The organism is Nocardia vulneris (assembly GCF_001613425.1).
Taxonomy (GTDB): domain Bacteria; phylum Actinomycetota; class Actinomycetes; order Mycobacteriales; family Mycobacteriaceae; genus Nocardia; species Nocardia vulneris.
This window is the reverse complement of the sequence record NZ_BDCI01000011.1, coordinates 87,224-101,730: the sequence shown is the minus strand read 5'-3', so window position 1 is coordinate 101,730 and position 14,507 is coordinate 87,224. Positions and strand designations below refer to the sequence as shown.

At 68.3% G+C, this 14,507-nt stretch carries 12 protein-coding genes; 7 read left to right on the top strand and 5 right to left on the bottom strand.

The features are described 5' to 3' along the window. Positions 1–52: 52 nt before the first annotated feature. Complete coding sequence (locus NVU01S_RS14810; RefSeq protein ID WP_043677119.1) at positions 53–907, bottom strand: siderophore-interacting protein; 855 nt, start codon at positions 905–907, stop codon at positions 53–55. A 164-nt stretch (positions 908–1,071) separates the two neighbouring features. Beyond that, entirely contained in the window at positions 1,072–2,028 is a 957-nt protein-coding gene (locus NVU01S_RS14805; RefSeq protein ID WP_043677117.1) for a purine-nucleoside phosphorylase, read from the bottom strand. 246 nt (positions 2,029–2,274) lie between these two features. Here NVU01S_RS14805 and gnd point away from each other — a divergent pair, with 246 nt between their 5' ends. The 3 genes from gnd to NVU01S_RS14785 all read left to right on the top strand — a co-directional run bounded on the left by gnd (position 2,275) and on the right by NVU01S_RS14785 (position 6,597). Next, entirely contained in the window at positions 2,275–3,729 is a 1,455-nt protein-coding gene (gnd, locus tag NVU01S_RS14800) for an NADP-dependent phosphogluconate dehydrogenase (RefSeq protein ID WP_043677114.1), read from the top strand. 341 nt (positions 3,730–4,070) lie between these two features. Continuing rightward, positions 4,071–5,180 (top strand): serine hydrolase domain-containing protein, encoded by a 1,110-nt coding sequence (locus tag NVU01S_RS14790; protein WP_043677107.1) that lies wholly within the window; start codon positions 4,071–4,073, stop codon positions 5,178–5,180. 967 nt (positions 5,181–6,147) lie between these two features. Next, positions 6,148–6,597 (top strand): hypothetical protein, encoded by a 450-nt coding sequence (locus NVU01S_RS14785; protein ID WP_156162029.1) that lies wholly within the window; start codon positions 6,148–6,150, stop codon positions 6,595–6,597. A gap of 778 nt (positions 6,598–7,375) precedes the next feature. On the opposite strand, the gene NVU01S_RS14780 is transcribed toward NVU01S_RS14785, so the two are convergent. Beyond that, positions 7,376–7,834, bottom strand: coding sequence for a hypothetical protein (locus tag NVU01S_RS14780; RefSeq protein ID WP_156162028.1), 459 nt, complete (start codon positions 7,832–7,834; stop codon positions 7,376–7,378). Positions 7,835–8,291: 457 nt separating this feature from the next. On the opposite strand from NVU01S_RS14780, the gene NVU01S_RS14775 reads away from it, so the two are divergent. The 4 genes from NVU01S_RS14775 to NVU01S_RS14760 all read left to right on the top strand — a co-directional run bounded on the left by NVU01S_RS14775 (position 8,292) and on the right by NVU01S_RS14760 (position 12,253). Beyond that, positions 8,292–9,626, top strand: coding sequence for a S8 family serine peptidase (locus NVU01S_RS14775; protein WP_043683766.1), 1,335 nt, complete (start codon positions 8,292–8,294; stop codon positions 9,624–9,626). A gap of 9 nt (positions 9,627–9,635) precedes the next feature. Further along, a complete protein-coding gene (locus tag NVU01S_RS14770; RefSeq protein ID WP_043683710.1) occupies positions 9,636–9,875 on the top strand; it encodes a hypothetical protein in 240 nt (79 codons plus the stop codon). Between the two features lie 367 nt (positions 9,876–10,242). Continuing rightward, a complete protein-coding gene (locus tag NVU01S_RS14765) occupies positions 10,243–11,283 on the top strand; it encodes a hypothetical protein (RefSeq protein WP_043683706.1) in 1,041 nt (346 codons plus the stop codon). A 184-nt stretch (positions 11,284–11,467) separates the two neighbouring features. After that, entirely contained in the window at positions 11,468–12,253 is a 786-nt protein-coding gene (locus NVU01S_RS14760; RefSeq protein ID WP_043683702.1) for an SAM-dependent methyltransferase, read from the top strand. Here the strand turns inward: NVU01S_RS14760 and NVU01S_RS14755 are convergent. Together NVU01S_RS14755 and NVU01S_RS14750 are read right to left on the bottom strand one after the other, a co-directional pair. Then, complete coding sequence (locus tag NVU01S_RS14755) at positions 12,242–13,573, bottom strand: HAMP domain-containing sensor histidine kinase (RefSeq protein WP_052281480.1); 1,332 nt, start codon at positions 13,571–13,573, stop codon at positions 12,242–12,244. The two genes, NVU01S_RS14760 and NVU01S_RS14755, sit on opposite strands and share 12 nt — an antisense overlap. Then, entirely contained in the window at positions 13,573–14,280 is a 708-nt protein-coding gene (locus NVU01S_RS14750) for a response regulator transcription factor (protein ID WP_244467587.1), read from the bottom strand. The genes NVU01S_RS14755 and NVU01S_RS14750 overlap by 1 nt, the downstream gene beginning before the upstream one ends. Positions 14,281–14,507 lie beyond the last annotated feature (227 nt).

The window sequence follows — 14,507 nt, the reverse complement described above, 5'->3', positions numbered from 1 at the left end:
GCCGTCGCACGACACCGGGACAGCAGGCGGGTAATGCCGAAACCAACGGCCGTTATTCGGCGTCGGCCTCGTGGTCCTCGTCGAAGTCCGCGTGCCCGCGCTTCCAGTAGGCCGTGACATCGGAGTCACCGGGCTTGGCGCGCAACACTTCTCGTACCCAGCGGCGCAGCGGCCGCACCACGCCCGCCTCGGCGGCGATCCAGGCGTAGATCCGCTCGCCCGCCGGCAGTGCGACGCCGCGCACCGCGCGCTCGAGCAGGTCCGAGCACCCCGGCGCGACCTCGCCCCGGTGCAGCCAGTGCACCTCGACGCCCGCGGGCGCGCTCAGCTCGATCTGTTCCGACTCGTCGACCACCTCGATGAACGCCCAACCCGCGGCGTCGGCGGGCAACGCCTCCAGCCAGCGGGCGATCGCGGGCAGCGCGGTGATATCACCGGCCAGCAGATACCGGTCGTAGGTGAACGGCACCACCAGTCCGCCGGGCGGGCCGGCGATGTACACCCGTGTCCCGGGCGTTGCCGCCGCGGCCCACTCCGCCGCGTGGCCGCCCGGATGCAGCGCGAAATCGATATCGAGTTCACCGGCCGCCGCGTCATAGCGCCGCACCGTGTACTCGCGCGAAATCGGCAGCGGACGCGGCCATTTCAGGGCGAGATCGACCTGCTCGGGCAGGCGCAGCGCGCCGTCGGGATCCGGGTAGATCAACCGGACGTGCTCGGTGGGGGCGTGACTTTCGAACCCGGCGAGTTCGGGGCCGCCGAAGGTCAGGCGGCGCAGCCCGGAACCGATCATCCGGGTGTCGAGCACGGTCACTTCGCGCAGGCCGATCGGGTACGGCACCTTGGCGCCGCCCGCCTCGCCGTCGAGCACTTCGGCGATCCGTTCGAGATGAGCCGCCCGGTTCATGCGAGCGCGCCGATTTTCGTCATTTGTGTGACATCCCTTGCGTTCCATGGAGATCCATCGGCCGATCGGGCCGACGTGCACCACCTCCGGCGCAAAGTCTGAGGTTAGCCTAACTTAATTTACCGAGCAACACCACCGGTCCGAATCGGTGCCGCGGCACTGCCCTACCGCGTGCGCTGCGGCGGGTTCTGCAACAGGTGATCGACCACCAGCCGGCCGAGCGTGTAGCCGTTGTCCAGCGACAGCCGGAACCCCGCGGACTGCTGCTGGATGTGATCCATGACGCTCTGACCGGGATAGGGCTGATCGAAGTTGCTCACCGTGCGCAGCGACAGGTACCGATCCAGCTTGCCGTGCCGCTGCAGCACCGCCGCGGTCGCGTTGTCCTCCATCTGCGTCGTGCAGTAGACGCCGCGCCCCTCGGTGCGCACGCCCATGATGTAGCGCGCGGTATCGGAGAGCTGCTTGCCGGAATACCAGTCGTCGCCGGTCATGGTGTCGCACTTGACCACCGCGGGCTTGCGGCCCTCCTGACCGGGGAACTGCGCCCGCTCGGCGGCGGCCGCGGGGCTGTCGGCGAGCGGGGCGTGCTCGGTCAGCCGGAACGCCGTCTCCACCAACGACTCGTTCAGCTGGAAGGCGGCGGTGTCGTAGTTCTCGACGGGCCGGTACCCGTAGGGCAGCTCCGGTGCCTCCGCGGGCACGAGATGATTGCCGAGATCGAAGTCGACCACCCAGCGCGCCCAAGCCGCGCCGCCGAGCGTGCCCTGATCCGGCGGGGTGCCCGCGGTGCCGACGGTGAGGAAATAGGCGTCGTCGAAATCGAGCTGCGGGCTGTCCAGCAGCGCCATCATGGTGGACGCCGCATTGGTCTTGCCCTGCCCGGTCTGCGCGACGCACAGACCCTCGGCGTTGCAATGCACCGGCTTGTACGCGGTGGGCAGGTTCACGGTGATCGGCAGCGATTCGCGTTGCAACCACGGCTCGGTCTCGGGATCGAACATGGTGATCACCAGCACCCCGACCTTGACCGGTTTCGCCTCGTCGGCGCCACCGCACCCGGCACTCAGCGCGGCGGCGGCGAACACGATGCAGGCGACTACCCAGCGACGTAGCGGCATCGGATGATCCTATGTTATGCCGGGGCGTGGTCGTGAGCTGCGCGGATCCGAACCGGGCCGACCGCTGAGCCGAGCGGCCCGCCCATGTAGGTTGGACGGCAGGTTCTCTTGCGGCACAAGCGAACCACCGGGCCCCGCCGACCTGCGGTTACGGTGTGCCCGCGGATTCGACGAGCAAGCCAGACGCTCGGGTGCCGACAGTCGGTGGAGCGCGGCCGGTCCGCGCCGAGTGAAAGGCCAGACAGCATGACGTCATCGGCGGGATCGAACGCACGCGCCCACATCGGGGTCACCGGCCTCGCGGTGATGGGAAGCAATATCGCGCGCAACTTCGCCCGTCACGGACACACCGTGGCACTGCACAACCGCAGCATCGCCAAGACCGACGCGCTGCTCGCGGCCCACGGCGACGAGGGCGATTTCGTGCGCACCGAGACGATCGAGGAGTTCGTCGGCGCGCTGCAGAAGCCGCGCCGCGTGCTGATCATGGTCAAGGCCGGCGACCCCACCGACGCGGTGATCGAGGAACTCGCGGCCGCGATGGACGAGGGCGACATCATCATCGACGGCGGCAACGCGCTGTTCACCGACACCATCCGCCGGGAGAAGTCGCTGCGCGAGCGCGGCCTGCACTTCGTCGGCGCGGGCATCTCCGGCGGCGAAGAAGGCGCGCTGAACGGCCCGGCCATCATGCCCGGCGGCCCGAAGGAGTCCTACGAGACGCTCGGCCCGCTGCTGGAGTCGATCGCCGCGCAGGTCGACGGGACGCCGTGCTGCACCCACATCGGGCCGGACGGCTCGGGCCATTTCGTGAAGATGGTGCACAACGGCATCGAGTACGCCGACATGCAGCTCATCGGCGAGGCCTACCACCTGCTGCGCGACGCGCTCGGCTTCGACGCCAAGCAGATCGCCGACGTCTTCACCGGCTGGAACCAGGGCGAGCTGGAGAGCTACCTGGTCGAGATCACCGCCGAGGTGCTGAACCAGACCGACGCCAAGACCGGCACCCCGCTGGTCGATGTCATCCTCGACGCCGCCGAACAGAAGGGCACCGGCCGCTGGACCGTCAAGGCGGCGCTGGACCTCGGCGTGCCGGTGACCGGTATCGCCGAGGCCGTGTTCGCCCGCGCGCTGTCCGGCGCCACCGCGCAGCGCGCGGCCGCCGGTGGCCTCGCCTCCGGACAGCTGGCCGCCAAGCCCACCGACGCCGAGCAGTTCACCGCCGACATCGAGCGCGCGCTCTACGCCTCGAAGGTGGTGGCCTACGCCCAGGGCTTCGACCAGATCGCCGCCGCCAGCGTCGAATACGACTGGAATCTGCGGCCCGGCGATCTCGCGACCATCTGGCGCGGCGGCTGCATCATCCGCGCCCGCTTCCTCAACCGGATCAAGGACGCGTACGACACCAACCCGCAGCTGCCCAGCCTTATTCTCGATCCGTTCTTCCAGGCGGCCATCGAGAACGCCATCGACAGCTGGCGCCGGGTGGTGGCCGCGGCCGTGCAACTCGGCATCCCCGTCCCGGCCTTCGCGTCCTCGCTCGCGTACTACGACGGCCTGCGCGCCAAGCGCCTGCCCGCCGCCCTCACCCAGGCCCAGCGGGACTACTTCGGCGCCCACACCTACGAGCGCATCGATATGCCCGGCAAGTACCACACCCTGTGGAGCGGCGACCGCAGCGAGATCGCAGCCGACTGATCCCCCACGCACACCACGGCCCGGGCGCCGTTCCCGTCCGGGTCCGGCGCGCCGAGCACACCATCCGAGCCGGTCGCCGAATCCCGTTGGCTGCCCACCCGATCCGCGCCCTCGGTGCGCCGCCGCGGCGCCAGCCGGTCGGTATCGAGCGACAGCTCGGAGCCGGAGACGGCCGGCAGGCCGAACTTTTCCTGGCCGCCTCGGCGAGACGCACCGTGCCGTAGGTCCCCCGGCGCCGGGGTGTGCGTCTGATGGACCACGGGTGGCAGCGCCGAATCCCGGGTCCGGGTACGGGTTTTCCCTGATGTGCGGGACACTGCCGGGCTTCTAGTGTCCGAGTCATGCGTAAGTCGGCTCTTGTCATGGCATTGGTCGCGCTGGTCGCCGCCGGGTGCGCGCAATCCACCTCGGAAGCAGCGCCGGACGATGCGGCGCGCGTGCAGGCGGATCTCGACGAGCTGGTGCGGTCGGGCATCACCGGGGCCGTCGCGACCACCACCGTGGCCGGACACACCACGACGCTGTCCGCGGGCGTCGCGAATCGGGTTACGGGCGAACCGATTCCGACCGATCACCCGCAGCGGGTACGGGTCGGCAGTGTCGGCAAGAGCTTCATCGCGACGATCGTGCTGCAACTGGTCGGCGAGGGCCGGATTCGCTTGGACGAGCCGATCGACACCTACCTGCCCGGCTTGCTCGCCGGCGACGGCGTCGACGGGCGCGCGATCACCGTGCGCCAGCTCCTGCAGCATCGCAGTGGACTACCGGAATTCAGCGACGACGCGGAGGTCGACGAAGTCGCGGCAGCCGCCGCGGGCCGAGTGTTCACCCCCGACGAGGAAATCCGGCTCGCCCTGCGCCGCCCCGCCCAATTCGCGCCCGGAACCCGGCAGAAATACACCAACACGAACTACGTCGTGCTCACCGAACTCATCCGCACGAGCACCGGCAATCCCTATGCCGCCGAACTGGAACGGCGCATCCTCGCCCCGCTCGGCCTCGCCGACACCTACCTGCCGCCGGCCGGCGAACACGACATCCGCGGTCCGCACCCGCACGGCTACGCGATCATCGACGGCGCCCGCACCGATGTCACGCGCATCGAACCCTCGGTGCCCGGCGCCGCAGGCGGACTCGTATCCACCGGCGCGGACCTCAACCGCTTCTTCACCGCCCTGATCGCCGGCGAACTGCTCCGCCGCCCGGAAATGGACGCGATGCCGGCCAGCCTGCCGATGAGCGAGCCCTACCCCCTCGACTACGGACTCGGCCTGATGACCACCGACTTACCCTGCGGCACAAAATTCCTCGGCCACACCGGCGGCATCACCGGCTACATCACCCTCTCCGGCGCCACCCCCCAAGGCCGAGCCGCAACCATCACCATCACCGAATCCGCCGACCTCGGGTCCCGCGCCGATACTCTGCTGGCCCACGCGTTGTGCCCGTGAAGGTGTGTGAGGGCTACCGTCGTGTGCGCGGGCCGTCGTCACGAGTGCCGGATTTGTTGGTGCGGTGCGGTTTTCGGCGGGGGGCTTCCCGTCAAGGTCTCCCCATCCCACGTTTACACCCGAATCATGCTGAGCGCGTCGCCTGCCGTACCCGGCTGTAGGCGCACGTCAGGCGCGCGGGGTCCTGTTCCCGCGTGGTCATCTGGCTGTGGTTGCGTTTCGGGGGGCTTGGAGTTGCTGGTGTAGTGCGGTTTTCGGCGGGTTGGCTCCCCTCGACGTATCCCCGTCCCAGGTTTGCCCCCGAATCATGCTGAGCGCGTCGCCTGCCGTACCCGACTGTAGGCGCACGCCAGGCGCGCGGGTTCCTGTTCCGGCGTGGTCATCTGGCTGTGGTTACGTTTCGGGCGGCTTGGGAAGAAGGGGTCGCCCGGGAGTGGACCAAGCGACAGATAGGTGCGTGTCGACACGCGAAAGCCCAGACCTGCACCCTTTCTCGGGTTTCGCACCCCTTCTGGACGCCCAGAGCGGGTGCAAAACCCGAGAAAGGGTGCATTTCCTGAGCAGCAGACCCACCCCGAAAAGGAACTCTCGAGAACGGCACCACAGCCAGATGACCACGCTGGGACGAAACCCCACGCACCTGACGCACGCCTACAGCCGGGAACGGCACCCGAAGCCCCCAGCACCATTCATGTAACTCCCGAGGCAGGCACACGAAACTGAGCCGGTAGAACTTCGGCAGCCAGCCAACCACCCCAAACGCAAGAACCGATCCCAAAGACCACCACACTTATTCGGCAGCACCACATTGCACCCCCTGCAACCCCCGAACCCACAACCGCAGAACAGAATTGGAGTTGAACTCCGGAAGCCGAAAAGCAAGGATGGGAAACGTGTGCGGACCGGCCACGCGCCGTCCGCCGCAACTCCAACCGGGGGATTCCATTGCTAGAGAGAGCATTTCAACGTGTTTAAATCCAACAGAGCCGTCGCCACCACGATGGCGACGCTCGGTGCGCTGGCTGCGACGATCGCGCTCGCCGCACCACAGGCCGGGGCGGCAGTCACGAACATGCATATCGAGCAGGGGCAGAGCTTCGGCAGCTCGGACGCTCTCGGCACCGGCTGCTCATACGAAGTCACCATCACCACCGATCCGGGTACCACGATCGGCATGCTCGATCAGATCGGCGACGACCCGCGGACCGCGGACCACAAGCAGTTCCGGCCGGGCAAGATCGTCGCGGACGCGTCCGGCACCGCGCGCACCACGTGGATCCCCGACCGCAAGGGCCCACACAAGCTCGTAGCCCTCGAACTCACCGACGGCGACGATTTCGAGGCCTACGTCCGCCGCGGCCAAATCAACGTCGGCACCGGCATCAACCTGGGCCCCGCCTGCGCCGTTCTCCCCTGATCACCTCTCACCCAACCGCGCGGCCGCCGCACCAGCTAGCGCCAGTCATGCCGGCAGCGGCAGCCACGCCAACTAGCCGCCACCACACCGGATAGCGCCAGCCACACCCGCTGGCTGCCGCGCGCCTCTCGCCACCCCGCGCGCGTGTCGTTCAACAGACACGCGCGCGGGACGACAAAACCTGCGCGGCACGCACTACGGCTACCCCACCGCACGGCAGCCCAGCGCCAGCAGCGCCGGGTCGCAGCAGCCACGCCGGGCAGCGCCAACCACACCGGGTAGCGGCAGCGGCAGCCGCGCCGGGCAGCGCCAAGCACACGGGATAACGGCAGCCGAGCCAAATAGCCGCTGCCACACCGGTAACGGCAGCCACACAGGTCGCCGCTGCCACGCGGGGCAACGCCAACCACACTCACCGGGTCGCACCAATGGCCGTCGCCACGCTAGGTCGCGCCAGCCACCCCGCGTAGTGCCGTGCGGCACGCTTCTTCGTCGCGCACTTCTTCGTCGCCCCGCGCACTTCTTCGTCGCCCCGCGCACTTCTTCGTCGCCCCGCGCACTTCTTCGTCGCCCCGCGCACTTCTCGCCGCCCCGCGCGCGTGTCGTTCGACGGACACGCGCGCGGGACGACAGAACCTGCGCGGCACGCACTACGGCTACCCCAACCGCGCGGCTGCCCAGCGCCAGCCGCGACAGGTAGCAGCAGCCACGCCCCGGTGGCTGCGGCGCGGTTCTTCGTCGCCCCGCGGGGTACGGCTAGTGCCCCGCGGGGGTAGGGCTAGTGGGCGGCGTATTCGATGGTGCAGTCGCCGTTGGTGTAGTTCTGGGCTTCGCCGTGGTTGAACACGCTCAGGGTCAGGGCTATTCGGCCTGGTTTGGTGTCTACGGCGGGGATGGAGAGGACATTTTCGGGGCCCTGCACTCGGGCCGAGGTGTCGCCGCCGCCGCTGCGGCCGGTGTCGAGGTTCGCCCAGACGACCCGGAACTGCTGGTCGTATCCGGTTTCGGAGTTGGCGTCGGTGTGCAGCGTGAGGTCGAAGGTGCCGTCGTTGTGCGAGGAGGCGAACGCTTCACTGACGGCGTAGGTGGAGAAATCGCCTTCCGGCGTGGGGTATTTGATGGTGCACAAGTGCTCGCCGGGGGTGTCGGGAGCCGCGACCGCAACGGGTGTGCCGCCTAAAGCCGCCGCCGTGCATACGGCAGCCCCGATCAGGGCCGAACGTGTCAGTGATTTCATCGAACCGTCCCATCTGTACCGTGATCCAGCAGGTCGAACGCGGTTGACCGAGGCCGATTCGCACCGAATGGAAGCGTTCGGCAACCAGCCCGAGCGTACCCACCGCCGCTCGATTGCGCTGGCAAACGATTCCTAACCCCCTCGGTATCAACGTTTTTCGACTGAGCAATGCGCAATACCGGTGCAGTACAGCAATTCTGACGCACATACCCGGAATTGGCAGTAGCGAGCATCCCGGTAGACAAAGTGGAATTCGCCCGGTCCACAATTCCCGGCTCGCCTGTTCACTCGGTGATGCGGGGAAAATGACCGCGCTGTGATCCCGGACACGCCCTGCCCGGCGAAATTGCCCAGAGCTTGCGCTTTCCCGCGGCACCGGTCGCCCGCCCATAGCGACCTCGGCCGTCCTGGCGTGCCCAACGCGAACTTCCCGGCCGCGGACGGCAGTATGTCGGCCATGCGCGTACTCATCCAGCTTCGCCCGTCCGTCGATGTGATTACCGCAGTGGCCGATCGCGCCGTTTCGGTCGCCACGGCCGATGTCGCCGGGCATCTGTCCGGCATCACGCTCGATCAGTCCTATGCCCCGGTCGCGGTGCCGAAACCGGTGCCCGCCGCGGCCGCCGTCGAGCGACTGAGCTACTCATTGGACCCGGTGGACGCGTCGGTGGTGGTGCGCGGCGAGATCGCGGACGACGACCTCGCCCGCGGTGTCGCCCAGCTGTCCGAATCCCGCAGCGTCACCGGCGTATTCGCCGACCCGGTGATCCAGACCAGCCTGACCTGTGGCGACACGCCCGCGGTCGGCAACTGGCACGACGTCGAAACACTGGTGCGGCGTGGCGATTTGGGTGCCGCCGGGCTGGACGGCACAGGTGTGGCACTGGCCATCGTCGACACCGGGATCAATGCCGCGCACGTGCAGCAGGCCCGGGGCGGCGCCGTGCACATCGATCAGGCGCGCAGCTGGAATCCCGCCGGTGTCAACGGAACCGCGGGCGAGTTCCCGGTGGCGCACGGCAGCATGTGCGCCTTCGACGCGCTCATCGCCGCGCCACAGGCCACCCTGCTCGACATCCCGGTGCTGCAGAGCACCCGACAGGGCGGCAGCACCATGGACGGACTGCTCTCGGACGCGCTGGCCGCCTACGCGCACCTGCGCACCGTACTGACGGACCAGCCCGCCGCGTCCCGTGCGCTGGTGATCAGCAACAGCTGGGGCTCCTTCTCGCCGAGCTGGGACTTTCCGGTCGGACGGCCGGGCAACTACTCCGACAATCCGTCGCATCCGTTCAACGTGATCGTCGGTTCGCTGGAGGCCGCGGGCGCCGATATCGTTTTCGCCGCGGGCAATTGCGGCCGCGACTGCCCCGACGGCCGCTGCGCCTACAAGGACCGCCCGATCGGCGGCGCGAACTCGCACCCCGGCGTGCTGTCCATCGCGGGCGTCGACACCAAGAACCAGCGCGTGGGCTACTCCTCGCAGGGTCCGGGCCGCTTGACCGATCGCAAGCCCGACATCTGCTCCTACACCCACTTCCTCGGGTCGAAGGCCTTCGGTGCGACCGAACCCGACACCGGCACCTCGGCCGCCTGCCCGGTGGCGGCCGGCCTGGTCGCCGCCGTGCGCACGCAGTGGTCCGCCACCGCACTGCCACCGGCCCAACTGCGAACGTTGTTGCAGCGCACCGCGACCGCGCAAGCCGGTGGCTACAACTACGATTACGGGTACGGCATCGCCGACACGGCCGCGCTGCTCGCGGAACTGAACAAATCGGCCTCCCGCGCGTAACGTGGGGGCATGCCGTTGCTCACGATCCGGCTTCCCGCGAATGCGACCCTGGCCGTCGCACTGCGCGAGCTGAAGCTCACGGTCGACGACGTAGACACCGCGTACGGCCTCATCCCCGTCGATCCCGCGCAGGGGCTCTACGCCCTGCGCGTGACCGACTCGGCGGCCGCGCGGCTGAACACCGACCAGGTCGAGATCTTCGCCGACCCCCGCATCGAGGCGATGGACGAGCCGAAACCACCTGTCTGATCAGCTGATTCGTCCCACACCCGGCGGCAGTGCGCCCGGCCACACCGCCCACCACCTTCCGCGCACAACCGGCCCCTAACCGAGATCAGGCGTCAGCTTGTCGCGGGCCGAATCATGCGTGCCGCCCGCGTGATTGAGCGATTGCGCAGGAGTTGCCATCGCGTAGCCGGTCGGCCGCTACCGGTCTGCCCACCGCGCAGCGGACCGGCATCGAGTGAATTCGGCGATCCCCCAGAATGATTCAGCCCTCGTCCGGTCGCGAGCACGTCGCGCAACAAGCACTCACCCGACGTATCGAAAGCACAACATTCCGTACTGGAACCCGACATCGGCCCATACTGGAACCCTCCGGTCTAGGATCCGACCCATGGGTACGCGGGCAGTGCACTTCGTTGGCAGCTTTCCGGCCGAGAGCACAGCTACCGCGATGCAAGCCATGCTCGACACTTCCGGCCCCCTGCTACGAACGCTGCCCACCGGCGAGACGCGACGCTACGAGTTCTACGTCAAACCGATAATCGAAGACCTGGTCGCGCAGGGCGCCTTGGAATTGAAGAAGGCGGGCGAGTGGAATACCAGTCAGCAGCGCACGATCTACCGGCCCGCGCGCGGCAAACGACTCACCGCCGACCTGATGGATCTGGGCTATCTGCACGAGGCCGAGGAGGCCCTGCCGATATTCCTGGCGGCGCGTGCGCGGCACGGACTGCCCGGACTCACCCTGCAGATCGGCATGCCCACCGACTTCACGCTCGCCTTCATCGCGATGGGCCGCACCGGCCTGCTGCGGCATCGAAAAGCGTTCACCGCGGCCGCGCTCCGCGATATCGCCGCGATCCAGCGGCTCACCGGCGGTGACGTGGTCATTCAACTGGAAGCCACCGCGGAACTGGTGCTGCTCGCGCAGACGCAGCCGCGGCACCGGCTGGTGAACCGGGTGCTGGGGTTGAGCAAGCGGATCGCCGCACTGGCCGCCGCCGCGCCCGCGGGCACCCGGTTCGGCGTACACATGTGCGTAGGGAGTCTGCACAACAAGTCCCGGGCCACCCTGCGAGACGCGCGCCCGATCGTCTACTTCGCCAATTGCCTTGCCCGGCAGTGGCCGTCGGGCCGCCCGCTGGAATTCATCCACGCGCCGTTCGCGGCCGGGGACAAGCCGCCCTCGACCGAGAGCACCTTCTATGCGCCGCTGGCAGACCTGGAGCTGCGTGCGGGCACCCACTTCTACGCGGGGCTGGTGCACGACATACCCACCGAGGCAGCGCAATTACAGACGTTGCGGCAGATCGAGCACGCCCTCGGCCGACCGGTCGACGGGGTCGCCACCGCATGCGGCCTGGGCCGGCGCACCCGACCCGTCGCCGACACACTGATGGCTCGGGCAGCCAGGCTCGCCGAACAGGAGTGACGCGCGCGCGGCGCGCCGAGAATGACGTCGCCGGGTATCTGTACGGAACCACACCGCGGTTCCAGTCGAAGATTCGGCCCTGACGGGCGGATCATGACGCTTTGCCGTGCGCCGGGCAGGCTGCTCGAACGCTACGCTCGGGATCGAGCATGCCGAGACCCACCGGGAGGAAACCTTGTCGGGGATGGACCGAGCGCCTGGACTCAATCCCACCGTGCCGAGTTCCGCGCGCATCTATGACTACATGCTGGGTGGTAAGGACAACTACGAGGTCGACCGCCAGGTCGCCCATCGTATGCTCGCGATCGCCCCGGACACCAGGACCCTGGCCTGGTTCATTCGCCAATTCCTGGTCCGGGCAGTCGAATTGGCCGCCGACGCGGGCGTCAAGCAGTTCATCGATCTCGGCGCGGGCATCCCCACTTCGCCCAACGTGCACGAAGTCGCCCGGGAGATAGAGCCTTCGGCCAGAGTCGTCTATGTCGACAACGACCCCGTCGTGCGCGCGCACTGCGACGCACTGCTGGCCAACTCGCCCGGCTTATCGGTCATGCAGGCCGACATCCGGCGCCCGCGCGAGATCATCGACCGACTACGGACCGAGTCGCGCATCGACTTCGAGGAACCGATCGCCGTGCTGATGATCGGCGTGCTGCACTACGTGATGGACGAGGAGAAGCCCGCCGATATCCTCGCCGCGTTCCGCGATGCCATGGCGCCGGGCAGCTACCTGGCCATGACGCACGGGTCAAACGAGACCAATCCGGACTTCATCAGCCAATCCCAGTCCGACACCGAAAACACCCCTTCCCAGGTGCGCTATCGGTCGGCGGAGGAGATCGAGGCCCTCATGGCGGGCTTCGAGTTGATCCCACCCGGCGTCGCGCCCGCACAGCAGTTCCTGCACACGGATCTGCCCGCGACCCGGCTGGTGATCTACGGCGGTCTCGGCCGCAAATCAGCCGGCTGACCGTTTCCGCCGCGACGTGTCGGCCGGTGCCGCCTCGGGAGGCAGCCGGAAACCGACGCGGCCGCCCGGGCCGGGTTCGGCGAATACCGTGCCGTGATGCGCGGTCACGATGTCGTCGACGATCGCGAGACCCAGACCGGAACCCGGCGTACTCTGCGTGTTCGCGGCGCGATAGAAGCGGTCGAAGACGGCGGTGATGTCGGCGGGCGCGATACCGGGTCCCTGATCGCGCACTGTCAATTCCGTGCCCTCGACGTGCACTTCGATCGGCGTATCCGCCGGGCTGAACTTGATCGCGTTTCCCAGCAGATTGTCGATACACCGCTCCAGCGCGCGCAACCGGCCGAGCACCGGCTGGGTCCCCGTCGCGGTGACCGTGATGGTCCGCCCGCTGCGGTGCCGGAACCGCTGGGCGCAATCCTCGGCGAGCGTCGCCAGGTCCAGCGAGGTGGCGTCCTCCGCGGTGCGCTGATCGGTCGCCAGCTCGACCAGTTCGGCGACGAGCGCGTCCAGCGCGACGGACTCCTGAACCAACGTGTGCAGCACCTTGGCTTCGTCCTCGGGCGCGAGGCGGCCCCGGGCGCGCTGCAGGAGTTCCGCGCTGCCGCGAATGGAGGTCAGCGGGGTCCGCAGCTCATGACTGGCGTCCTGCACGAGCCGGTGCTGCTGCTCACGCGAACGGCGCAGCGCGGCCAGCATGGTCGCGAAACTGCCGGTGAGCCTGCCGATTTCGTCGCGGCCGGTGGGCGGCAGCGGCACCGAGAGATCCTGGGTCGAGCTGATGTGCTCGGTCGCGGCGAGCAATCGGCGCACCGGTCGCAGGATCCGACCGATCACCAGCCAGCTGAGCAACGCCGACACCGCCACCGCGAGCGCGGTGATACCGCCTGTGCGCCAGAGGAATTCCTGGTCGATCTGATCCGGCTTCTCGTACCGCTGGGCCACCATCACGGCGCCGCCGCCCGGCCGCGGCTTGGTGAGGATGCCGTACGGCTTGCCGTCCAGGTCGATGTTGTATTCGGCTGTGCCGCTGCCGGTTCTGGCGACCGCCCGGTCGGCATCGGCGACCGGCAGGACTATCCGGTCCGCGACGAGCGGGTGTGCGATGCCGTCCGCGCCCAGCAGTTGCTCGATGGTGTCGGGCCGTTCGGGCAATACCGCGGGCAGCACCGCGATGACCGCGTCGGCCCGATCGTTGAGGCTGTGCGCGAACTGCGTGCTGATCAGGCCCACGACCCCGCGGTAGGACGTCGCGAGCGTGACGATGATGGCGGCCACGATCGCGACCACGACGACCAGGGTGATCCGTGCCCGCAGCATCACGCGGGCCGCACGGAGTAGCCGACGTTGCGCACGGTGTGGATCAGCCGGGGTTCGCCGTGCTCTTCGGTCTTGCGTCGCAGATACCCGATATAGACATCGAGCGAGCGGGACTCGGTATCGAAGTCGAAACCCCAGATGTGCTCGTAGATCCGGCTGCGGCTCAACACGATCCGCGCGTTGCGCAGCAGCAGCTCCAGCACGTCGAACTCGGTCTTGGTGAGTTCGATCGGGCGGTCACCGCGATGCACCTGTCTGGTCGCGGTGTTCAAGGTCAGGTCGTCGACCGCCAGCACGGTGTCGTCGTCCTCGTCGAAGGTGCTGCGCCGCAGCAGCGCTCGCAACCGGGCGAGCAGCTCGTCGGTGGCGAACGGCTTGGGCAGGTAGTCGTCGGCGCCCGCGTCGAGACCGGCTACCCGGTCGCCGATCTGCTGCCGGGCGGTGAGCACCAGGATCGGTAGCCGATCACCGCGGCGGCGCAGCAGCCGGCACAGCGACAGGCCGTCCAGGCGCGGCATCTCCACATCGACCACCGCCAGGTCCGGCCGCTGCTGCGCCAGCAGTTCCAGGGCTTCCTGACCATCCGCGGCCAGGTACACCTGATAGCCCTCGAAGCGCAGCAGTTGGTCCAGCGTGCTGCGCACATGCGGATCGTCCTCGGCGACGAGGACCGACGCGGCGGGCACTGACGAGCTAGTGGTGTTCACTCCGTCATTGTTGCTGGTGAGTAGCGATGCCGCAGGGGTCAGGCCGTTCACTTCGTGACCATCGTCACCCCGGTGCTCGCCGAGCGCCGGATCGACCCCCACCAGCACCTATACACGGCACTCGGAATTCTTACCTGTTTCTTGCCCGGCCCTCGCAATCCGCTGACATCCAGCGCACAGGATCTGTCCCATACCGCAACCGAATGCGGGAAGCGTTCCGACAAAGG